This window comes from Bradyrhizobium sp. F1.13.3, assembly GCF_040548265.1.
Taxonomy (GTDB): Bacteria; Pseudomonadota; Alphaproteobacteria; order Rhizobiales; family Xanthobacteraceae; genus Bradyrhizobium.
The window spans coordinates 25172-47674 of record NZ_JBEPRI010000027.1 but is presented as its reverse complement, the minus strand read 5'-3'; the positions used below and the strand labels follow the sequence as shown (position 1 = coordinate 47674).

General features: G+C 58.1%; 19 protein-coding genes. 12 read left to right on the top strand and 7 right to left on the bottom strand.

The genetic code is table 11. The annotated features are described in order from the left end of the window. The first annotated feature begins 41 nt into the window (after positions 1-41). The 4 genes from ABIB66_RS40150 (at position 42) to ABIB66_RS40135 (ending at position 2961) form a co-directional block, all read left to right on the top strand. On the top strand, positions 42-476 hold the full coding sequence (locus ABIB66_RS40150; protein ID WP_354259155.1) for a hypothetical protein: 435 nt from the start codon (positions 42-44) through the stop codon (positions 474-476). 577 nt (positions 477-1053) lie between these two features. Next, entirely contained in the window at positions 1054-2061 is a 1008-nt protein-coding gene (locus tag ABIB66_RS40145; RefSeq protein ID WP_354259152.1) for a DNA-primase RepB domain-containing protein, read from the top strand. Positions 2062-2161: 100 nt separating this feature from the next. Next, a complete protein-coding gene (locus ABIB66_RS40140; protein ID WP_354259150.1) occupies positions 2162-2419 on the top strand; it encodes a hypothetical protein in 258 nt (85 codons plus the stop codon). A 344-nt stretch (positions 2420-2763) separates the two neighbouring features. Further along, positions 2764-2961 carry a DUF2274 domain-containing protein gene (locus ABIB66_RS40135; RefSeq protein WP_354259255.1) on the top strand — a complete coding sequence of 66 codons (198 nt, stop codon included), beginning with the start codon at positions 2764-2766 and terminating at the stop codon, positions 2959-2961. On the opposite strand, the gene ABIB66_RS40130 is transcribed toward ABIB66_RS40135, so the two are convergent. The 5 genes from ABIB66_RS40130 to ABIB66_RS40110 form a co-directional block, all read right to left on the bottom strand. Then, positions 2925-3836 (bottom strand): LysR family transcriptional regulator, encoded by a 912-nt coding sequence (locus ABIB66_RS40130; RefSeq protein ID WP_354259147.1) that lies wholly within the window; start codon positions 3834-3836, stop codon positions 2925-2927. The genes ABIB66_RS40135 and ABIB66_RS40130 overlap by 37 nt on opposite strands. A gap of 588 nt (positions 3837-4424) precedes the next feature. Next, positions 4425-4739 carry a helix-turn-helix domain-containing protein gene (locus ABIB66_RS40125; protein WP_354259144.1) on the bottom strand — a complete coding sequence of 105 codons (315 nt, stop codon included), beginning with the start codon at positions 4737-4739 and terminating at the stop codon, positions 4425-4427. Between the two features lie 1006 nt (positions 4740-5745). Next, positions 5746-6654: a LysR family transcriptional regulator gene (locus ABIB66_RS40120; RefSeq protein WP_354259142.1), complete on the bottom strand. Its 909-nt coding sequence runs from the start codon at positions 6652-6654 to the stop codon at positions 5746-5748. A gap of 204 nt (positions 6655-6858) precedes the next feature. Next, positions 6859-7701: an isocitrate lyase/phosphoenolpyruvate mutase family protein gene (locus tag ABIB66_RS40115; RefSeq protein WP_354259252.1), complete on the bottom strand. Its 843-nt coding sequence runs from the start codon at positions 7699-7701 to the stop codon at positions 6859-6861. A 41-nt stretch (positions 7702-7742) separates the two neighbouring features. Then, entirely contained in the window at positions 7743-8942 is a 1200-nt protein-coding gene (locus ABIB66_RS40110) for a pyridoxal phosphate-dependent aminotransferase (protein ID WP_354259139.1), read from the bottom strand. A gap of 688 nt (positions 8943-9630) precedes the next feature. On the opposite strand from ABIB66_RS40110, the gene ABIB66_RS40105 reads away from it, so the two are divergent. The 8 genes from ABIB66_RS40105 (at position 9631) to ABIB66_RS40070 (ending at position 18660) form a co-directional block, all read left to right on the top strand. Next, positions 9631-10809 (top strand): ABC transporter ATP-binding protein, encoded by a 1179-nt coding sequence (locus ABIB66_RS40105; RefSeq protein WP_354259249.1) that lies wholly within the window; start codon positions 9631-9633, stop codon positions 10807-10809. Next, positions 10806-11738 (top strand): carbohydrate ABC transporter permease, encoded by a 933-nt coding sequence (locus ABIB66_RS40100; RefSeq protein WP_354259136.1) that lies wholly within the window; start codon positions 10806-10808, stop codon positions 11736-11738. The genes ABIB66_RS40105 and ABIB66_RS40100 overlap by 4 nt, the downstream gene beginning before the upstream one ends. Then, positions 11735-12583 carry a carbohydrate ABC transporter permease gene (locus tag ABIB66_RS40095; protein WP_354259133.1) on the top strand — a complete coding sequence of 283 codons (849 nt, stop codon included), beginning with the start codon at positions 11735-11737 and terminating at the stop codon, positions 12581-12583. Before ABIB66_RS40100 ends, ABIB66_RS40095 begins: the two co-directional genes overlap by 4 nt. Before the next feature lie 349 nt (positions 12584-12932). Next, positions 12933-14042, top strand: a complete 1110-nt coding sequence (locus ABIB66_RS40090; protein WP_354259130.1) for an aminotransferase-like domain-containing protein — start codon at positions 12933-12935, stop codon at positions 14040-14042. 13 nt (positions 14043-14055) lie between these two features. Continuing rightward, positions 14056-15102, top strand: coding sequence for a succinylglutamate desuccinylase/aspartoacylase family protein (locus ABIB66_RS40085; protein WP_354259127.1), 1047 nt, complete (start codon positions 14056-14058; stop codon positions 15100-15102). A gap of 22 nt (positions 15103-15124) precedes the next feature. Continuing rightward, positions 15125-16474: an ABC transporter substrate-binding protein gene (locus ABIB66_RS40080; RefSeq protein ID WP_354259125.1), complete on the top strand. Its 1350-nt coding sequence runs from the start codon at positions 15125-15127 to the stop codon at positions 16472-16474. A gap of 211 nt (positions 16475-16685) precedes the next feature. Further along, on the top strand, positions 16686-17480 hold the full coding sequence (locus ABIB66_RS40075; protein WP_354259122.1) for a metal-dependent hydrolase: 795 nt from the start codon (positions 16686-16688) through the stop codon (positions 17478-17480). A 208-nt stretch (positions 17481-17688) separates the two neighbouring features. Then, positions 17689-18660: an alpha/beta hydrolase gene (locus tag ABIB66_RS40070; RefSeq protein WP_354259119.1), complete on the top strand. Its 972-nt coding sequence runs from the start codon at positions 17689-17691 to the stop codon at positions 18658-18660. Positions 18661-18837: 177 nt separating this feature from the next. Here the strand turns inward: ABIB66_RS40070 and ABIB66_RS40065 are convergent, their stop codons facing one another. After that, positions 18838-20223, bottom strand: a complete 1386-nt coding sequence (locus ABIB66_RS40065) for a carbohydrate porin (protein WP_354259116.1) — start codon at positions 20221-20223, stop codon at positions 18838-18840. 513 nt (positions 20224-20736) lie between these two features. Further along, the gene (locus tag ABIB66_RS40060; RefSeq protein ID WP_354259113.1) at positions 20737-22320 is read right to left on the bottom strand and encodes a carbohydrate porin; all 1584 of its coding nucleotides are present in this window, start codon (positions 22318-22320) and stop codon (positions 20737-20739) included. Between the last annotated feature and the right edge of the window lie 183 nt (positions 22321-22503).

Sequence of the window (22503 nt, the reverse complement as noted above, 5' to 3'; positions counted from 1 at the left end):
CTGGCCAGCATCAATTCAATGAAGGCAAGAAGGAAAAGAGAATGTTCGGCAAGAATTTGGATACGTATATTAATCCGCGCCACGTCATTAGAGCTAGGCGCGCCAATAAAAACGAACACGGGGCTGAGCAATCGACGGTGCATCTGATCGACGGTACCTCCGAAACCGTCACCGGGGACATCTTTGAAGTTGCTGATGAGTTCGCTCAAATCATCCCGGCCTTTCCGGGATTTGAATACATCTACGCGGCCGAAGACAACGGCGTGTTGGTTGAACTCGGACGCGAACCAATCATCGCATGGCGCTGTAATGGAACGGATGAACCAACGCCGATCACCGCAAGCGGAATTGAAAGAAGTCTCAATTCCGGTGTCATCCTCGATCCGAAGGGCAACGTCATTCGACAAGGCATCCAAACGTTCGATAGCGTCGAAGATTGGCTGAATGCCATGAATGACGATCGAAGGTCTGCTTAGCAATCATCGTTTCAGGTCATCCTAGTGCGTCAAGGGGAGCCCGGCCATTCGCGCCGGGCTTTTGCTTTGCCGAGCATTGCGACCGCAGCAGACGCCATTTTGGCTAACGGTCGTGGTGAATGCCGGGAATTCCCGAGCGCCTTCAACGAAACGGACGGACGCTTACTCCGTCGAACCCAATTTTCCACAACTCTATTCGATCGTCCGATCGTTCCTGACTGCTCTTGATCGCAGCGGCGATTGGACTGGGTAAGGCGAGGCACTGATGACTGTTGTCACCGTGAGCTAACACCAACGGAGGACCCATGTCAGAGAACCGGAACAGTTATTTTCGAGAGTAATCAAGCGCGTCGGCGCACCCAAAGTCAGGCAAGCAAGAAAGTCGCCCTGGCTGCCATTGATACGATGCTGGAGCGCGCCAGCGTGGCCGGGCCGGAAGTCTTCCGGAGCGTCCTTGAAGCCGCCCACACCGCGCGCAAAGCCCTAGAGGCTGCCTGAAAATGAAGAGGCCGCGCGGTGTCGCAAACCGCGCGGCCTTTAAGCACTTCAGATGCCTTCCGATCAAGAAAGACCGAGCATGTTTACAACGTCGCAGCAATATGAGCAAGCCTTCGCGTTCGTGGCCGCGCTGACACAAGGTGATCCCAACACGATTTTGATCGATGCGCGTGCGATCCATGATCGTGACAAGACCGTTGCAGCCGATCCCGAGACGCGGGACGCTTCCGCACGCTTTCCAGAGTTGTGCGCGTGGAATGATCTTGGATACGGCATTTTCGCGAACATCTCAGAGATGGACGGCATCGGGCGCGAGATCGCGAACGTCAAAACAATACGTTGTCTGGCTGTAGACCTCGACGATCTGAGCGCCCAACAGAATTACGAACGCGCAACGCAATTCAATCCGCCGCCATCGTTCGCCGTCCAAACCTCACCCGGCAAGCTCCATGTGTATTGGCAAACGCATCAACACCTTGACCGCGACCGCTTCGCGCTATTGCAGCGGAAGTTAATCCAGCATTTCGATAACGACAAACGCGTAACCGATCCGTCGCGCGTCCTGCGATTGCCCGGCTTCTTTCATCGCAAGGCTGAACCGCACCTAGTTACGTGTTGGGCGTTGAACAACTATGGCAAGCCAATCGATCCGGGCTTTCTCGAATTCGCATTGGCAACCGCGGATGTCACCAACATAAGCGGCGGTCGGCATGAGCTAGGTGAACCATCGTTGGCCGCTCCGGGCAAGGATTGGATTGCTTACGCTCTCAGCTTACATGATCCGAATGCAATGGATCGCGGACAATGGATTTCGTTTATGGCCGCGATCAAGCAAGCCGCTTGGAGTTGGTTTGCTGATAAGAGCGAATTGCGAGACGTATTTCTGAGATGGTGCGAGCGATACGACCGCAACAATCCAGCCGAAAACGCGAAACACTGGGCTAGTCTGCGCAACAGCCAAATCGGATGGCCCTCAATCGAACGCCGTAACGGTCATCTGCACACATTGCGATTGTTTAGCGAACGAAATCCTACGCCGTCATTGCCCATGTCGGATTGCCGGTGCCACAACTCGGCTCGCTGCTAACCGCTCAAGAGCAAGCCGTGTATTTCGCCGAATGCATTCTGATCGAAAGTCGTGGCGAAATCCTCACGCCTACCGGGCGGTTCATGAACCAAAGCCCAACATGCGGTTCGTGCCGACCAAGACGAACGAGCAACAGAGCTGTCTGATGCTTCATCGCGTACGCCATCTCTTCATTCGCCAGCAGACTGCTGTCATCAACTCGATCCGTGCATATCTTGCCGAGTTCGGGATTGTTGCCCCCGTCGGGCGCAGGGGTGTCGAACAGCTGTTGGAAGTCGTCGCCGATCCAGCTGACCGCCGGGTCCCGGAGGTGGCCCGCGCGTGTCTTGCGGCTCTCGGCGTCAGTTGCGGATACTGAAGGCTCAGATCCTGGAGTTCGATAAGCGCATTATTGCCTGGCATCGATCAAACGCGACGAGCAGGCGACTGGATGTGATCCCTGGCGTCGGTCCACCTTCCACCACGCTTCGGACCATGGCCTCTCGACCTTTGGGCGTCAGAGGCGCATTCTTGTGGATGTTCATCTGGTCTCTCCTTGGAACACTGAAGCTTCGCAACCTCAGCTTCCTCGGTTCAGACCAGATGGACAACCTCCTGAAAGACCACACCTAGTGCTGGCGCCCTACCGCAAGGGAGGAACACCGTGACGAACCTAAAGCTTGGCCCCTTGAAGACGACAAGCCGGTCAAGCTCACGATTTAGCTGCCAGCAGCGGTCTTCAGGGACCTCAAAAGCTATGCCGAGATTCTGACGCGTATCGGAAACGCGACAATCCCGATCGAGCTGGCCAGTTTGATCGCGCCGATGATCGAGCCTTTCATGGCAACCGACCGCGCCCTTGCGAAGGCGCGGCGAAATGCTGCTCAGCCCGTACCTGCGTCACCGGAAAGATCCGGATAGCGCTCGCGAAGTAGGTCGAGGAACGGACCCAGCGATGGATTGCAGTTGGCCTGCCGCCAATAGGCGCGGAAGCTCAGCCGCGTCGGACCCTCGGCATCATGCACCTCGCGAAAGGTGACACCCGGATAGACTGCGCCAGTCGCACTTTCCAACATCAGTAGAATGCCCCAGCCCACGCCGACCAAGGAGAGGAGGCGGTCGAGCACGACATCATGGCGAAGCAGCAGGCAAGGGTCGGAGGATCCCAATTTGCTGATGAGGAGCTTCAGGAATTCCGGTCCCGGGCCTCGCTGTGACATTAAAAGCGATTCGCGCCTCAGTTCGCCCCAGTGAATTACGTCACGGCCCGCCAATGGATGGTTCGCGGGGAGGGCGGCAACAACACGCTCGCTCCAGAGCAACAATGACCTGTCACTCCATTTCGGGTTGGGCTCGACCACGAAGGCGACGTCAACGGCGGAGCTGGCGAGATCCGAGATCAAATGGTCTCTCGAGCCGTCGACCAGTTGCCTATCGACATCGGGGAAGCGGTGCCGGTGCTCGAGGAGAGTGGCCCGGAGATTGCCGGCTGAGAGGGAGGTGTGGATGCCGATGGTCAACCGACCGCTCTCGCCACGCGAGCGGGTCTTGAGACGAGCGGTCATTGCATCAGCTTCGCCCACGACGCGCCTTGCGGCATCGAGGAATTCCTGACCTTCAATGGTCGGTCGCGTCCCGCCATTTGTGCGCTCGAACAGAGTGCTGCCCAACTTGCATTCGAGATTGCGCAGGCGGCGACTAAGAGTCGACTGCTTGATGTTGAGCGTCTCCGCCGCTTGCCGCAGGCTTCGGTGCTGGGATGCGGCGATCGCCCAGCGTAGATCTCGAAATTCCACAGGCGCGGTCGAAGCGCTATGGCGAGTTGCCGGTGACAAAATTGTTTCTTGAATGGGTCACTCCATTTGCTTGCGCTTCTTCAGCACCCCCGCCAGCGAATTCGTTGACTACTGTGAGGTGCGGTCAATTCGGAATAGCTAGGATTTCGATTCCGGCGTCGACCCAGACGAGGACACCACCGAAATTTTGGAAGCTTTGATCTTGCGCTTGAGCGCCCGCCTTTCATGGTAGCCGTCAATCAAGCTTTCTCAGTCCTCTCTTTCGATGTGTTCAGAGGTGGGTTCCGAACCGATAGCCTCAAACTGGACATGCTGCTCTCCTTCATTTTCCTCATATGTGTCGATTGAGGCCGCAGCCCACCTATTGCCTCCTATCGCGAGTTGAGTGGACTTCCACGGTGGCCCTGCCTCTCTTGGCCGTTTAAATCAGTCAGCCCTCTGGAGGGCAGGCGCAATCGATGAGCCTCTCCAGAGCAGGGATCTCGTTATCTGGCCTCCATTGTGCAGAAAATTCGAGCGTCTCGGCCCGCGGAAGTGTTCCTGATCGCTCAGCCGTAGTCAGGTCGATTTGGGAATCGTTGCCTGAATTCAAGCATGGCGCACGCAGATTTCTGGCGCTGAGAGACCTCCATGTTTTCGAGTATGAACCGCGTGACACGGAAAAAGTACGACTTGCGGCTGTCGACGAATGCCAGCGTTCGACCGCTCAAAAATCGCAATACCCACGAGATGCTCGAACTGTCGTATCGAGCGGCTAAGCGTCGTTTGCTTGACAAGAGGTACGTCAGTCGCCTGTCGGAGACTTCCGAAGTCCGCGGCTATAACAGCATAGCGAAGTTGCCGAGGATCAAGGTTCGGAATTCGAGGTGCTTCGATAGACAGTCGCGAGCCTGGATCATCCATCGCACACTTACCAAATTGATCGAAGGTAACGAAGCTGTGCGCATTGATTGTGACGATTTTTAGTTGTGTGGGACGGTCCGCCAGCGGCCGAGCTCAGCCAGATGACCCACCGCGGGTCCCCCGGCTTTGCATGCTCAGCACAGGCTCACATTCGGGATTGCGAAAGATGGGTCCAGTCGAGATCAATGCGCTGCTCATGATCGACCGACTACGCACAAATGCTTGAGAGATTTGATGCATTTGCGAAGCTCTAAGCGCTCCCCTGTTACTGTGAGAGGGTCGCCGCTCAAGGCGTCTCACGGACCTGCATCGGGCTTACGTCATCGGCCGCTGCCATGCTGCAAGACGCGCTCAGATTGTAGCCCGAGCCCAACGAGGGCGGATGTCATCCATCGCAAAACCAGGGCGTTTCATCAAATGATTCGATGTCTGTTGCCCGATGCGAGATCGTGAATCTAACTATCGATCAGGGCGGATGCTTTGAGACACGCCGTCCGAAGTTACGCGCTGATCCGGGTATAGCCGGAGCTGTCGCGCTCACGTCGAGCTAGGCGCCAACAACCGGCGCACCTATTTGGTTTGCCTTGCGCCAACGAGGGAGTTTCCACCGTGCTCGAAAATCCGCATCTGAGCGCCGGAGATCAGTCCGACAAGGATGAGAGCATGCGCGCTTCCTGCGTTTTGGCCTTCGCGATTACACGAGGCGTTGCGCGTTGCGCCAGTCCGGCGATGTTGCGTCATCGTGACTGAAGCGCTCGCGCGCTCGCGGGCTATACACGCGCCGAAGCGTTTCCTGCGCGTTGCGCGGCGATCCGGCTTCGTCCCATTCGCGTGTCGGAGCGGCGCGCTCCGTCACGCTTTTGCGAAACCTGATTAGACTAGCTAGATCAGAGTCCAGCGGTCGATGGGCCTTGGGCGCGGCGAGCTCGTGATTGGTGGCGCAATCAGCTCTTCAGCCGTCCAATAAGTCGGATTGGAGATGACCATCTGGAGACCTCATGCGATATCAAGCGGCTTCCGGAAGGGTGGCTTTTTTACAAAGGCGGACTAGCCAACGGCAAAACGCACGAGCGAGTTCGGGATTGTCACAGCGGTCGACGGCATAGGCCCGATAGTGCATGCCGCTGGGAGCACGTGATCCTGGTATCACATGTAGTGCGCCCCCGCGCACCAGATCGCTGACAATGATTTCGGGCGCCACCAGAAGGCATTTTCCCGTCATAACCGCTGGCAGAGCCAGGTAATTGTGATCATAACGCGCCCCCGAGCTTATGTCTTTAGTGGTCAGGTTCATCGCCCGCAGCCATGTGGGCAGTATGTCGGGCCTGGATGTGATATTCAGAATCGGCATTACGCGAACAATCGAGAGGCCCTTACCATCGACGTGACTTGGAGAGCCCACACAGACCAGTTGCTCGTTGTAGATTTCCCAATCGTCGGCCGGTTCGACGATGGAAAGATCGCGTGTAATCAGGATGTCGAAATCGTCGGAGGATATCGGCAGCGACAGTGAGCTGATCACATCCACGATGACGCCGCTCATTTCAGCGGAGAATGCCTGGAGATTCGGAATCAGAAGAGAGTACGCGAAGGTCGAAAGCGACGTGCGGACCACAAGCCGATTGACGTCTGGTCGATCCCGCCGGCGCATTCTCTTAGCGGTGAAGCACACGGTGTCTAGCGGCTCGGCGACTGTGTTCGCAAAGAGCCGTCCGAATTCCGTCAATTCGCTCCGCTTGCCGCGTCGTTGCATGAGGTCTGTGCCCAGATGGTCCTGCAGCACGGCCAGATAGCGGCTGACGGAGCTCTGGGTCATTCCCAATGCGTGAGCCGCGCGCGTGACGCTTCCTTCTCGCGCGATCGTCACGAACACGCGGATCGCGTTGAGGGGCACTTCATTGTCTTCGGTGGCCATCTTCTATTCCAGAAAATTGTCGCCAGTTCTTACTGGCAGCAGGCCACGACAAAATGAAAGTTCCCAGCACATTATTCGATGGTTATCGCCGGATTACTGCTTATGAACGATATATCGCGCGCAAAAACGGCCTAAGCCAAAATGAACGGCGTAATGGCCTATCGCGTTGAAAACCTCGCCATTCGCGGCGCGGGCTGGAACGGCTCAGCAAAGGAAGCGAGATTCGGCTGATTTAATCTCGTCCATCCTCTGAAGTCTAAAAATGTCCTCCACCGGCAGAATGTCCTTGTGAACGTTCTGGACGCCGCCATCGGCGATGATCCGGCGGAAGGTCTCCTGCATGCCAGTTGCAGCAGCGCGGATCCCGTAATTGCCGTAGATCGTCATGCGAATATTGCCGAGTGCCTTGACACGCTCGGCATTGAGTTCTGGGTAGGCGTTCGGCACGATCGCCAGCGGCACCGATCGGGTCCAGGCGCGTGAAAAGCTTTCGATCTCGGAAGGATCCGTCTTTTTCGAATGGATCAAGATCATGTCGGCGCCAGCCTCCACATAGGCTTGCGCACGCTGCAGGGCTTCGGTTTCGCCGAGGCCTGCGATCAGCGCTTCGGTGCGGGCAATCACGAGAAAATCCGGATCCTGTCTTGTCGTGACGGCGGCTGCGATTTTGCCCTTGAACTCCTCAACGCGCAGCAGTTCCTGGCGCCCACCGGCAACAAGGCTCGTCACTTTCGGAAAGGTCTTGTCTTCAATGACGACGGCGCTCGCACCGGCCCGCTCGTATTCGCCGATCGCATGGATGACATTGATTGCGTTGCCGTAGCCGGTATCGATATCGGCGACGATCGGCAGCGTCGTGCGTCCGGCGATCGCCCGCAGCATGTCGAGATGCTGGGTCATCGAGATCAGGCTCATGTCCGGCAGGCCGTAAAGCGCCGACAACTCGAAGCCGGAGGCCCACAGGCCATCGAATTCGGCTTCTTCGGCGAGGATCGCCGAAAGCGGGCTGTGGGCGGCCATGATGTGGACAAGGCTGGTCTGGGCCATGCGAGCGCGAAGGCGTTTGGCAGGGGACATTTGGAGATCTTTCAGGACAGGGCTGCGCAGGCGGCGATGATGCGGTCGCAGGCGCGGGTGAGGTCCTCGAGCGATGAGGCGTAGGAAATGCGGATATAGGGCGAGGCCATAAATCCGCTTCCGGGCACGACGGCTACGGCGAATGCGTCGAGCAGGTACATGGCAAAATCGGTGTCGGTTTCGATCACCTTGCCGCCCGGTGTGCGCTTGCCGATAACACCCGCGCAAGAGGGAAAAACGTAGAAGGCGCCGTCCGGCACGCGACATGAAAGCCCCGTGGCCTGGTTCAGCTTGGCAACGACGAGGTCGCGGCGCTGCAGAAAGGCGCTCGCGAATTCCTGGATATGCTTCCGCCCGCCGGACAGCGCCTCGATGGCGGCGTATTGGGAAATCGAACTGGTGTGCGAGGAGGTCTGGCCCTGGATGAGGTTCATGGCCTTGATCAGCGCCAGAGGCCCCGCGCCATAACCGACGCGCCAGCCAGTCATCGCGTCGGCCTTGGACACGCCGTTGACCGTCAGCGTGCGCTCGTAGAGGTCCGGCGCGACCGCCGCCATGCTAGCAAAGCCGGCGTTGTAGGTGAGCTTTTCATAAATATCGTCGGAGAGCACATGGACATGGCCATGGCGGCGCAACACCGCAGCGAGCGCGAGCAATTCGCCTCGGCTGTACACCGCACCGGTCGGGTTGGACGGCGAGTTCAGCATGAGCCACTTGGTGCGCGGCGTGATGGCAGCTTCGAGCGCCTCGGGGCGTAGCTTGAAGCCATGGAATTCATCGCAGGCGACGAGAACCGGCTTGCCGCCAGCAAGCGCCACCATATCGGGATAGGAGACCCAGCAGGGTGTCGGGATCACCACCTCCTCGCCCGGGTCGAGGGTGGCGAACAGTGCGTTGAATACGACCTGCTTGGCCCCACAGCCGACCGTAATTTGGTCGATGTCGTAGTCGAGCCCGTGATCGCGGCGGAAGCTCTCGCGGATCACTTTGCGCAGCGGCTTGATACCGGCGACCGCGGTGTATTTCGTCCGCCCATCGCGGATCGCCCGGATACCGGCTTCGCAGACAGCAGACGGCGTGTCGAAATCCGGTTCGCCCTGGCTGAGCGTGATCACATCGGCGCCCTGATCTTTCAGTTCGGAGGCGCGGGCGGTCATGGCCTTGGTTTCGGAGGGACGGACGACATTGAGCCGTTCTGCAACGAGAGACAAGATAGAATACCTGCGAAGTTCAAAGCAAAAATTCCCGACGACCTCTACTCGCTCCTCGACGGGTTAACCAATCAGAGTATCGCATTTTCAAATGAAAGCATCGAGAATTACGATACTTTGCGCCCGTCGCGGCGACATGCCCTTCTTGCAGGCGCGCCATCCAGCGGTCGAAGCCGTGAGCAACGAGTGCGTCTAGAAAAACATTGTGAGAGAGGTGCGCACGACAATGCGGTTCGCTTCCGTTTTGTCGCGCCGATGCATGCGCTCCGCAGTAGACCGGATCGCTGTGCTCGCTTAGCGAGGCCGACCGAAGTCGGTCGATTCGCTGTTCGGCTGCCCCGATCGGTGAGCTTTGACTCGAGATAGTTTTCTCGGCAGCGAGGATGGCTGGCCGAAACTCCGGGCGATACCGAAGCCTTTGCCACCCGCGTCACGCCAGGTCCGCGAGACATTTCCACCAAAGTGCGCACCGCACTCACCGAATGCAATTACTTTCCGTCATTCTCCCCAAAAGCGGAACACGTCATCGCATCTGCGGATGTACATATCGAATTATTCGATGAGCGTCATCCGACTGTAGCAGTACGAGTTTCTAAGGTCTGGCACGCCAGCGTACACGTCCAGACGAGATGGATGATCTCAGTGCCGTGCTCCGCAAGGGTTTCATGACGATGTGGAGGTGAGGGCGATGGCATCCGTATCGATTGACGGCATCAATAAGAATTACGGGGCCACGTCCGTCTTGCGTGGTGTTTCGCTGTCGATAGCGGATGGCGAGTTCCTGACGCTGTTGGGACCATCGGGGTGTGGGAAGTCGACGCTGCTGCGTATCCTCGCAGGTCTCGAGGTGCAGGATGCAGGTTCGCTCTCGATCGGCGAGCGGGCGGTCGACAAGCTCAGGCCGAAGCGCCGGGACGTAGCGATGGTGTTCCAGTCCTACGCGCTCTATCCCCACATGACGGTTGCCTCCAACATGGGCCTGCCGCTTCGAATGCGCCGTCTCTCGATCTTCCAGAGGCTTCCTCTTCTGGGCCGCCTGCTGCCGGGAACGGCGCGGATCGCTGCCGAGATCGACGCGGAAGTCACCCGTACGGCCAAGTCCCTTGGCATCGGCCACCTCCTGGCCCGCAAACCGGGGCAGCTCTCCGGCGGCCAGCGCCAGCGCGTGGCGGTCGGCCGGGCGATGGTGCGCCATCCGGCTGTTTTCCTGATGGATGAGCCGCTGTCCAACCTCGACGCCAAGCTCCGTGTACAGATGCGCGCCGAGATCAAGGAACTGCACCAGCGGCTCGGGGTCACCTTCGTCTATGTCACTCATGACCAGGCCGAGGCCATGACGCTGTCGGACCGCGTGGCGGTGATGCTCGACGGCGAGTTGTTGCAGGTCGCTCCGCCGCAGGACATCTATGCCGATCCCGACGACCGGCGCGTCGCCGAATTCATCGGTTCGCCCAAAATCAATATGCTCGAAGGCGTGGTGCGCGAACGCGGCCTGATCGATGTCGCCGGATCGACGCTTCCGATCGAGGCCGATGCACTCGCCGGCGCGCATCTCACCCTCGGCATTCGCCCGGAGGCTTTTCATCTCGCCGACCACGGCGGGCAGGGTGCACTGACCGGTTCCGTGCGCATGATCGAGCATATGGGCTCCGATCTCTTCGTCCATCTTGATCTGGCGGGCATCGATCATCCGTTGATCGCAAGGCTGCTGGCCGAACGGGCGCCTCATATCATCCCCGGCCAGACCTTGCATGTCGGCGTCAGGCCGGACCGCGTGCTTCTCTTTGCCCGTGACGGGCGGCGTTTGCGCCGGGACGTTGAATCCGGCCACGCATCGGTCACGCCGATCCGGGAGATCGCCCGATGAGCGGGCCTCTTGCTCTTTCGGTCGCCTCCGACGAGCCGTCCCTGGTCCACAGGCGCGCCTTCACGGAAGCGCTAGCGGCCTGGACGCTGGCCGGTCCGGCAGTCTGCTCTCTGCTCGTCCTGTTCTTCATGCCTGTGATCGGCGTCTTCGTCATCGCGCTCACTGACTGGCAGTTCGGCGCACCGACACTCTCCTTTGTCGGCCTCGCCAACTTCCGCGAGCTCTTTGCCGACAACGGGTTTAGAACCTCGCTCCTCAACACCGTGATCTACGTTCTGATCGTCGTGCCGGGCACTCTCATCCTCGGTCTTCTGATCGCGCTTCTGATCGAGAGCGGAAAGTCCTACCGCTCCTTTTACCGCGCCATCCATTTCCTCCCCTTCATGGCGACGCTCACGGCCATGGCGATCGGCTGGGAGGCACTGCTGCATCCCACGATCGGCCTCGTCAACCAGACGCTCTCGGCGATCGGCCTGCCGACCGCCAACTGGCTGCGCGACGAGAATACGGCCCTCCCGGTGCTGGCCGTCATTGGGATCTGGCAGAATCTCGGTTACGCCATGGTGCTGTTCCTGGCCGGCCTGAAGAGCATCCCGCAGGATCTCTACGATGCTGCCGATGTCGACGGTGCTGACCTTTGGCTCGACCGGTTGCGCACCGTCACACTGCCGCTGCTCGGGCCAGTATCGATGTTCGTCGTCATCGTCGTGGCGCTGAGGGCATTCGAGTCTTTCGACACCGTGAAAGTTCTTACCCAAGGCGGTCCCGGCCACGCTTCCGAAGTGCTGCTCTACACCCTCTACCGCGAGAGCTTTGAGTATCTGCGCACCGGATATGGCGCCGCCGTTGCCGTCGTCTTTCTCGTCATCGTCGTGACCCTCACCCTCGTTCAAGCCAGGCTCATGGATAGGAAGGTGCATTACCAATGAGCGCCAACATGCACCCCAACAGCTTGTTGCAGCCGTCTGTCATCATTCGCCATGCGGTTCTGCTCACCACCGGCGCGCTCATTCTTGTCCCCTTCGTCTGGATGGTGTCGCTGTCGATCAAGCCGCCGGGGGAGATCTTCCGCGCGTCCTTCTCCTTCTGGCCTTCGCAATTTTATGGCGTCGAGAACTATACGAAGGCGCTGACCGAAGTGCCGCTGCCGCGCTATATGGGCAATGGCCTGATCGTCTGTGCTCTGATCCTGGCGCTACAGATCCTCATTTGCGCCCCTTGCGCCTATGCGCTCGCCAAGCTTCGGTTTCCCGGACGCGACCTGCTCTTTGGCATGGTGCTCATTGGCCTGCTGCTGCCGCACCAGGTCCTCTCACTGCCACTCTTCATCCTCGGTTATCAGCTCGGCATCCTCAACACCTATGCGGCGCTCATCTTTCCCTACGTGGTCTCGCCTTTCGGCATCTTCCTCTTCCGGCAGTTCTTCAAGACTATTCCTGATGATGTGGTCCATGCCGCGCGGCTCGACGGCCTCTCCGAAATCGCGATCGTCTGGAAGATCATGGTGCCGATGGCGCTGCCGGCCGTCATCGCCTTCTCGATCTTCTCGGTCGTCGGTCACTGGAACGATCTTTTCTGGCCGCTCATCGCGGTGCGCGACCAGTCGCTGATGCCGCCGCCGCTCGGCATCATGGCCTTCAAGAACGAGGAGGCCGGCAACGACTACGGCCCCCTGATGGCCGCATCCACTCTCGTCGTGCTGCCCCTCGTCATCGCGTTCCTTGCCGCGCAGAAGTGGTTCGTAGAAGGAATAACCGGGGGAGCCGTAAAATAACCGGGAGATACCGATGCCCCTAACGCGCAGAGATGCCCTTATCGCGGGCGTCGGTTTGGCGGCCTTGCCAGGCGCACACCGCTGCCGCCAGCAAGGCGACATCGAAGATCAGCAACCCATTCCGCTCCGACCAGAAGATGCTTAATGAACTTTTCGCCTAATCCACCTCCACCATCCCGATTTCGCTCCTGACCGACAACACAGTCAGATTATCAAGATGATGGTTGATGCAACTTTGCAGATGGTTGCGCATCTGACGAAACCCGACGCCGATCTCGCCGACATGGCCGAGCATACCCGCAAGCCGCTCAAGGCCTGAGCGGCAGCCTATTCTACCCGGAAGATAACCATGACCACCTCGCTTCAATCGAACGCCGTCCTCCTCAACATGAGTGGCAATCTGCCGCCGAAGGTTCCGCAGGTCTTTGACGACGCCTACCGAGTTGCGGTCCAGCGGGTGCTCGCCGACTTCGAGCCGAACGACCTCATCGGCGCGCACCAATTCCGCGGTAGCGAACGCGGCGCGGGCGCCCGCTTTGTGGCCCACCGTTTGCCGGAGATGCCAGCGCCTGACCGAATCGTCGTCGCCAACGGCACGCAGAGCATCCTCTTGATGCTGCTCGCCGGCCTCGTCGGCAGGGGCGGACGACTGGCGCTGGAGTCGCTAAGCTATCCGACGCTACGTTCGTTCGCCGACCATCTCGGCTTCAGCCTCTCGCCGGTGCCGATGGACGATGAGGGCGCTCTGCCCGACGCCTTCGAGGCGGTCTGCCGCGCCGATCGCCCGGCGGCCTATTACGCCATGCCAACGCTGCAGAACCCGACCACCGGCATCATGAGCATCGAGCGGCGTCGGGCCATCGCCGAAATCTGTCGCCGCTACGGCGTCGCCATCATCGAAGACGACATCTACAGTCTGCTGCCCCGGGATTTGCCAGCGCCGCTATCAACCTTCGCGCCGGAGCTCTCCTGGTACGTCCTCGGCACCGCCAAGTCCATGGCGGCGGCACTGAAGGTCGCCTATGTCGTTGCGCCGAGCGCGGCGGCGGCGGCCGAGCGATTCTGGCCCGGGGTGCGCGCTACTTACTGGATGTGCGCGCCGATGAGCGGCAGCGTCGTGTCGACGCTGATCGAGACCGGCCACGCCGACCGGATCATTGACGCGGTCCGGGCGGAGACACGCGAGCGACAGGCAGTCGTCGCCGAACGCCTTTCCGGCGCCGACATCCGCACCCGGCTGGACTGTCTGCATGTTTGGCTCTCACTGCCCAACAGTCGTCCGGCGGGTAAGTTCGTCGCGGAGGTGCGGTCACTGGGCGTAGAGGTCAGCGCGAGCAGCACCTACGCCATGGGCGACATACCGCCGCCCAACGCCATCCGCTTCGGCATGGGCACGCCGCGCGACCGGACAGCTTTCGCGCGCGGGCTCGACGCGATTGCCAAAGTCTACTGTGCATAAGGAAACACGAGCTATGACAGAGTTATCAAGGCAAGCTTCCAGGATCTGGACTGAGCTTGATTTCGACGCGGTCGGCAAACAGGTTGGATACCTTAGACTGCCACTCGCGGTTTATGATCGCTCCGGCGACGATGTAGGCTATAACTATGAGCCGATCCCCATCGTGACAATTCGCAACGGTGAAGGGCCGGGCGTCTTGCTGATGGCCGGCAACCACGGCAATGAGTACGAGGGGCAGATCATTCTAATGAACCTGATCCGCACCTTGCGTACTGAGGACATACGCGGACGGCTCATCATCCTTCCGGCGGCAAATGCTCCTGCTGTTCGAGCCGATCGCCGCATTTCGCCGCTCGACGACGGCAACCTCAACCGCCAGTTCCCGGGCGACGCGGAGGGCGGTCCAACGTCGATGATCGCCCACCTCATCGAGAGTGAACTCCTTCCGCGCGTTGACTACGCGTTTGACCTTCACTCGGGCAGCCTTAGCCTGGAGTATTTGCCGTGCGCCGTAATTGCGCGACCGCCCCAGCCGGATCGGCTTGAAGGCGCCGTATCCCTGCTACGTGTCTTTGGCATGCCGATCGGCATGGTCGTCGAGCATTCGACCGGTGGTGATGGAGCATTGATCGGCGCCTGCCGGCGTCAGGGTGTCCAACATCTGTCGACCGAGTTAGGTGCTGGCGGCACCGTTTCGCACTCCGCCGTGGAAATGGCCCAACACGGACTTGTGCGTCTGCTCCATCACGTCGGCGTTACAACTCGTGTCCTGACAGATCGCGCACCATCAGAATGTCGCCTGCTGCACCGCGTACCCGCCCGCCAGTATGTCTATGCCGACACAAGTGAGCGGGGTCTGTTCGAGCCGCTTGTTGGTCTCGGGGACGAAGTTGCTGCCGAGCAGATCGTTGGCAGGATTCACTTTACGACCACTCCCTGGCGAGAACCAGAGCCAGTCGTCGCCAAAACCGGGGGCATTGTGCTTTGCCGCCGGATCCCTGCGCGAACCGGTCGCGGCGATTGCGTCTTTGTCCTGGGTCGCGACGGGCAACTGCCCTAAAGGCCCGAAGCCGTCAACTTCAATGGTTTCGATCCACAACTTTGCCACCTGCACCCGCCCGATCTTACAGGCGGTTGCCGCTATCGCCGATGCTGCCGAGGCGCTATCGCACTCGCGATTATTCGGCCAATTGGAGATCCCAACGGTGTTCAAACGACGATCATCGCTCTCATTGTGCCTGTTTGCCATCGCCCTGTCCGGTGAGGCGCATGCAATAACCATCGAAGTCCTTTCCGTGCCCCTTGCGGGGCAATCTCAGCTCATGGACGCATTCAAGGCGGATCATCCGGAGATCGATCTGAAACTGCGTCCGCCGGTGGTCAATTATGATGACCTAATGCAACACCTATTGCGCGACCGCATTTCCAAAACGATGCCTGACGTCATTTTCCAAGGCTTTAACCATTCAGAATTGACCGTTGAGCGTGGTCTCGCCATGCCGCTGTCGCCCTTCCTCAATGCCGACCAAGAGTGGGCCCACGATAGCTACCGCACGAATTCCGACGAGCTTTGCCGGCACAACGACAAAATCTACGGTTTGCCGTTCATTATCTCCGTGCCCATCCTCTATTACAACGCTGATCTTGTGCGTCAGGCCGGCGGCGACCCCGACCACCTTCCGCAGACATGGGAGAAGATAACGGCTCTAGCCGCAAGGATCACGGCATTGGGCGGCAATCGCATCGGCGGCTTTTTCGACTACGCGTCTGCCGGCAACTGGACCTTTCTTTCACTAGTCGAGAGCCAAGGGGGGCGGATGATGTCGCCGGACAATCGGGCGATCGCCTTCAATGGTTCGGAAGGTCGACGAGCGCTGGACATCATCCGCGACTTCGGCAAGGCCGGTCAAATCGACATGCCGCGCGATCAGGCCTACCAGGCGTTCTCCGCTGGAACGGTCGGCGTGATCGTAACTTCGAGTGGATTCCTGAAAAACCTGATGAGGCAGGCGAAGTTTGAGGTTCGCACCATGGCGTTGCCGATGGCCGACAATGGGCGGCTGTCGGCCGGCGGCAACTGCATGATGATGCTTGCGCAAGATCCCGAACGGCAGAAGGCCGCCTGGACATTCATGAAGTACATGGCGAGCCCTGCCGCGCAGCAAGCTATCGCCGAATCAACCGGCTATCTGCCGGGTAACAGCCTTGCCATAGCGCAGCTGGAACGCACGGCCACCCTGGACGACCCACGGAACGCATCCATACGTGCTTCGGCAAAGGTTGGCGAATGGCGTTCTTTCCCAGGCGACAACTCACTCAGGATCACTGAACTAATTCAAGGAATGCTTCAGGAAGTTGTAACGCTTCGACGCACGCCCGAGCAAGTCATGCCGCAGATGACCGAAATCGTCCGCGGACTCCTACCTAAATGAAGTGATCACGAGAAAAACGCCACTGCATGTTCGTCTTCTCAGCCTCGCGACTAACCAGACCGTTCAAACCGGACTCTCGCAAACTCCCGAATCGCTCCCTTAAAGGTTAGGTCATAACGTCAACTTCGGGACCTTCTTACGTCTTAAAGGCTGTCGAGAAACTCGCACCGCGCGGCCGAACGCAATAATCACTGCTAGAAGGCTAACCTTCATGACTGACACTCTCTACAAGATCCGTTTTCACGGTGTTGCTGCCTATGAAATCATTGCCCCGGACGGCCGACGCATTTTACTTGACCCGTTTTTTTCCGGGAATCCTGCGTGCTCAGTCACAGTCGAAGCGTTTGATCGCGTCGACCTCATTTTGGTCACTCATGCCGCGGGTGATCACCTTGGCGATACGCACACCATAGCCAAGCGGACAGGAGCTCCGGTCGTGTGCGGGGTCGAAGTCCAAGCCTATCTCAAGGCGATGAATATTCCTGCATCTCAGATAAGGCCGACCGCCTGGGGAATGCGTCTTGAGGTCGGTGGGTTTAAAGTACAGACAGTGGAGTGCCGACATTGCTCAGGTACAATGATGCTAGATGGTTCTTTTGTTTCCGGTATCCCGCTAGCATTCATTGTTGAACTTGAAGACGAAATCCGTTGGTACCATCCGGGAGACACATCATTGTTTTCCGACATGCGACTGCAGGGTGAGTTGTACCGGCCTACAATCGGATCTCTTGGCATTGCCAATCCCACCGGCATTTCTGATTCTCGGCCTGGCCGAAAACTAACAACAGATCTTTCGCCGCGTGAAGGCATCTTGGCCGCACAGTGGCTCGGACTCAAGACGGTGTTGCCTTGCCATTATACGGATCCCGATGATCCGTTGGTTACTGAATTCCAAAACTGCCTCTCTGAAGCCAAAGCAAGAGGTGAAATCGTTCCGCAATCGATCGTTCTGCACGCAGGAGATTGGATCACGATTGATCCGACCGGTAACGTGCGCCGTATCTAACCGAAAATCGGCTCTGAGAGAAAACTCTTACGGTTACCAGTTTGCCTGGCGCAACCAACAATGAACTTTCGATCTCCAGCCCAGTCTACACAACGATCCTCTTCGCTCGCCTCGAAGTCCTCCTTATTCGGATTGAGGCACACATAGTGATTGGATCTAACTGAAAAGGAGTTCGTCGATGTTAACAGATCCTTCACTGGATCCTCACATGGCACGTGCGCTCGAAATGCACGCCAACCTGGTTGAAGCCGATGGCGGCAAGCCATCGACGATAGCCTCTGATCGCGAACAACAAGCAAGGCTAGCTCAGTTCTGGAACGATGGTGGCCCGGAAATTGCGCGAGTCCAGGAAGTCGAAGTGCCGGGGGCCGAAGGGCAGCTTGGCGCGATACTCTATGAGCCGACACAGGAGCCCACGCCCGTCATCGTCTTTCTCCACGGCGGTGGATTTGCTCGCGGAACGGCCTATAGCGCCGACGTAACAGCGCGGGCGCTCGCGGCGACCAGCGGCATGGCGGTGCTGAACCTCTCCTATCGCCTAGCACCGGAAAGTCCTTGGCCTGCGGCGCTTGAGGATGTGGACGCGGTCCTGGACTGGTGCGCGGCCGGCGACCCGCTGCTCAAGTCGCGCGACTTCCTGCTCTCAGGCGCGTCAGCAGGAGCCATTCTAGCACTCGGAGTCAGCTTGCGCCGCCGGGATCGAGAGAAGAAGGCCGCACTCGGCATGGCGCTCTTTTATGGTGCCTATCAGTGGGGAGGCGATCTGTGGGAGGTGGCGCACAGCCGTGTGGCCTTTGGCGACGGTCGTTATGGTCTCTCCAAGGCGCGATGCAAAGACTACTTCGCATGGCTAAAGGCGCCGCCGACTGACCCTTACGGATCGCCGCTTCGTGCGATGTCCTTGAACAACCTCCCGCCGATCTGGCTCGGCGTAGCTGAGTTGGATGTCCTACGCGATGACAATTTCATGCTCGCCGACCGACTCAAGAAATCGGACACGCCCTTCGAGCTGGTCCACTATCGAGGTCTGACCCACGGGTTTGGCGGTCGGCTGCGCATGGTCCCGAGAGCGAGGCGCGGCGTCGCAGACGCAGCTCACTTTCTGGCGCGCTGCACGGCGGGAAGGATGAGTGGGTATCTCGAGCGGGAGGATATGTTTTCTCTTCGCGACGACACGTAGCTTCGAGCTACTCCACTCACTCGGAGTCGAGATGAGCGCTTACGAGCTGGACCGGAGACCGCGCCTGGCGGCCTAAGCGTCATCAACAGCAAGCGCAATCTTAGAAACAGGCTCACACTGTTCATGCCAGATTTCCGCGCCGGAAATTGCAATCCTACAACCGCGGCAACCGAACAGCTACCAAAAGACGTTCAATCCGACCACCGCGTTCAGAGCGTTGCCAGTTGTCGGAGTATAGGTAACGCTGGTAGGGTGATCTACATAGCTCAAGCCCAAGCTCCCATAGACACCTCGTGCAAGATGAGCACTGTAGCTAAGCGTTATTGCCTTACTGTCTGTGTGAGCTAGCTTGTTGTTGAGCAGCGCTTGCTCGACCAAGTATTTGCTAAAGACCGTATCCGTCAGGACCAAGGAGATCATGTCGTCTGGGCGGCTATTGAGTAAGCCCTTGCCGTACAACCGGCCCTCATAATACAGGCTGATGGTGTTGAGCTCGGGCGGCGCGTACATCACGGAAAACCCGGCGTAGATGCCACGGCCGGCGGACCCTTGAACGGGAACATTCTGCCAAAGTTGGCGATCGACCAGAAGGTAGGAGAAGCTATTTCCTTCCGTTCTGGTTCCGGGAATCTCCTTATTGTTGTAATTGCTCGTGTTGTACGCAGCGCCGGCCCGTACCCACATTTGAGGCGCGAATGGCGCCGCGTCACGTTTGTAGCCAAATTCGTTGAGGTAAAGGACGCCAGCGTTCGGTACCGTCCAATCCACAGCATTCAGATTTGCCTTGACTTCAGCAACTTGGCCGTCAGGACTTACGGAGCGCTGCGCAGTCGCCTTATCATAGAAATGGTCATCAATATTGTATTTGAAGATCACACCTGGGGTAGGTACGTTCGCATTATTCTGCCCTCCCTGGTAAATGATACTCCCTGCTGGCCCGAACACGCTTGAGGCCAAGCTTCCGCCAACGTTAGCACCGACGAATTCCCACGCGTTGTCGATATAACCCAGTTTCAACTCGAAGGTCCGATTTAGGAACGTCTGATAGTAGGTCGCCATGGTGAGTCCGAATCGGCTGGGGCCACCGGCATTCCATGTGTAGTCGCTCTCCCCAGCGGCGACAACGATCTGACCATCAGGAATCCCGAATCGACTGAGATCGTATGTGACGAACATGAAATTTTGGGAGCTCGCAGTGAAATTCTGCCCATTGTATAGTTGTTGAGCGTGCGTGGGCGCGAAAGCATGAGGCAAAGTATTATCGTAAAAGTTATTTAGACTCATGCCTATGTAGCCAATGCCGGCTTTCGCAAGCTCAGATCGAGCGCCCCCAAGGTCCGGATCAATGGTATCTGTGGGGCCCGGGAGACCGATGTTCAATCCCTTTATGCCGAGAGATTTGGGGTCAACCGGTGCATCTGTTTGGACCTGCAACGACGGCGAAGCGACCGATCCGTTGTTGTTACTCAGTATGGCCGCATCGGCGGCGTACGCAGACGTCGTTCCGCCCATTCCTACTACGGTCAGAAACGCCGCAAAGGAAAGCGGCCAATTGATACTCACGGATTTACATGCAAATACCTGCGCGGCAGATCGGCTCTCGCATTTTGCCTGCGCTAGAGCGGTAGTCGTGATCCATCGCGATGCGACGAACTTGCCGGGTTGCCGCGGCCGCGCACCGTGAGATTTGAGATGGCAAGGGATTGGTCCGATCGTCCCTTCTAGCATTTAAGTCTCCACAATCCACAAGTACGCAAAGATAGATCGCCATGTTTTTCAGAGGGGGATCGATCGAACAAACCCGAAATGCCACAGGACAGGTGTCCGCAGACCGACCGCGCGTTGGCTAGTTCTTCTTTCTCGAGTTTGACGAATGGTTGTCCTGCTAGTGTGCTCGTGCGCCTACCATGCCCGTGCTCAGTTCGCCGCCCTGCACGGCGGCAGCAAGGAGGCAACGGCGGCGGCACGCTTTGGCATGGTTTCTCCGGCGCCGGCCTTGCCGGCGACGGTTGCGTCCACATGGTCCTGGATGACCGAAGAGACCTTCAGCCCAGTACCTATTCTCGCGTTGACGACCTAGAAGAATACTGACGTAGACGCCGAGAAGTTGAGAGCATGTCCCGTTTGCGGTGTGTATGTAATGCTTGTCGGATGATTGATGTATGACACCCCTAAGTTGAGATACACTCCGGGCGCGAGGTGCGCAGTATACGTTCCCGAGATCACCTTACTGTCGCTATGGACGTGATTTCCTGCAGCCAAGGCCGTCTGCACTGAGATGTTGCTCCAGACGGTGTCTGTGGCGACGACAGCGATCTGATCGGTGGGCCGGCTGTCAAAAAGTCCCTTTGCATACAGTCGGACTTCATAATACTGCGTGACCTTGTTCAGGTCAGGCGGAGCCCCCATTACCGTGAACCCACCGTAGATACCCCGTGAAGCCTTGCCCTGGGCGTCAATTTGCGAGAATTGCCGGTCTGCAGCGACGTAGTAGAAGTCATTCTGATCGGCTCGTGGTTGCTTCGGATACGCCAAATTCGTGTAGTTGCTCTGATTATAGCCAATGCCGGCTCGCAGCCACGTGTTGAGTAGACCCGGTGCCGCTTTCGTCTGGTAACCCGTTTCATCAAGGAAAAGAATGCCCGAATTGGGTGTGGTCCACTGGAAGCCAGTAGGATTTTGAGTTACTTCCGTAAATACACCATCTGGACTAATCGATCGTTGGAACGATGCTTTGGTGTATAAGCGATCATCAAAATGGTACGTCAGGTTGAGCGCTGGCGTCGGCGTAGCATTGCTGCTCATGCCGCCCTGGTAGAGGACATTCGACGAGGGGCCGAAAACGTTTGCTCCGGCGTTTCCTCCGACCTGGAGGCCAGCGAACTCATTTGAATTTCTGAGATAGCCGACCTTGAGTTCGAGCTTCCTGTCGAAAAATGTCTGATAGTAGGCAATCTCATTGATACCCCATCTGTCTGGCCCTCCGGGCTGCCATGTCCAAGCTTGTTGCAGGGTCCCTACGATAATCTGACCATCGGGAATCCCGTAATGGCTGAGATCATAGACCACCATCATGTAGGTTCCGGTGTTAAACGTTGGATTCTGGCCGTTGTACAGTTGTTTGGCGATGGTGCTTTTGGCCGCGTCCGGTAGAAGATTGTTTGTGAATGTGTTTTGTGTCCAGCCGATATACCCGATCCCGACGTCTGCCAGTGCAGATCTTACGCCGCCTTTATCCTGAGTAACCGTATCGGCTGGAGCGGGTATGTTGAGCTGCAATCCCCTCTCACGAAGGTTTTGGAATTTTGCGTATGGGTCGGTGAGCTTTTGATTGTTTGCTTTGACAACTTGATCTGGAGCACCACTTCTTGGGTTATGCGTATTGGCCGTTTGTGCCGGTGCTGACTTGGCGACGAGACTTGCGGCCCGCATTTCACGAAGGTTTTTGACCTTTGCGACCGGGTCCTTCTTCTTTTGAATTGTTCCCTTAGTAACCGCATCCGGAGTGTCGCTGTTTGGGTTAGTCGCGTTGGCACTTTGTGCCAGTGCCGAGCCTGCGACGAGACTTGCAGCGAGGGACAATGCGATGACAAGCCCCCTTTGTTTTGTAGTTGGTTGAAAACCGAAAACAGAATCTTCGGCTGCGTGTAGCAGCTTCATCTGATGATCTTGTGGAACGTGTGCACTGGAAAGATCGGTGCTGCTTGTCTCAACTCGCATAGTACCCCCTGAAAAGTAGACGCCTCTTGACGCGCGATCCATCGCATTCAGATCGCAACAGAGGGATGACGCCCATCGAATAATTCGATGATTGATCCCGTAAGATACGATGATGCGTGAGGC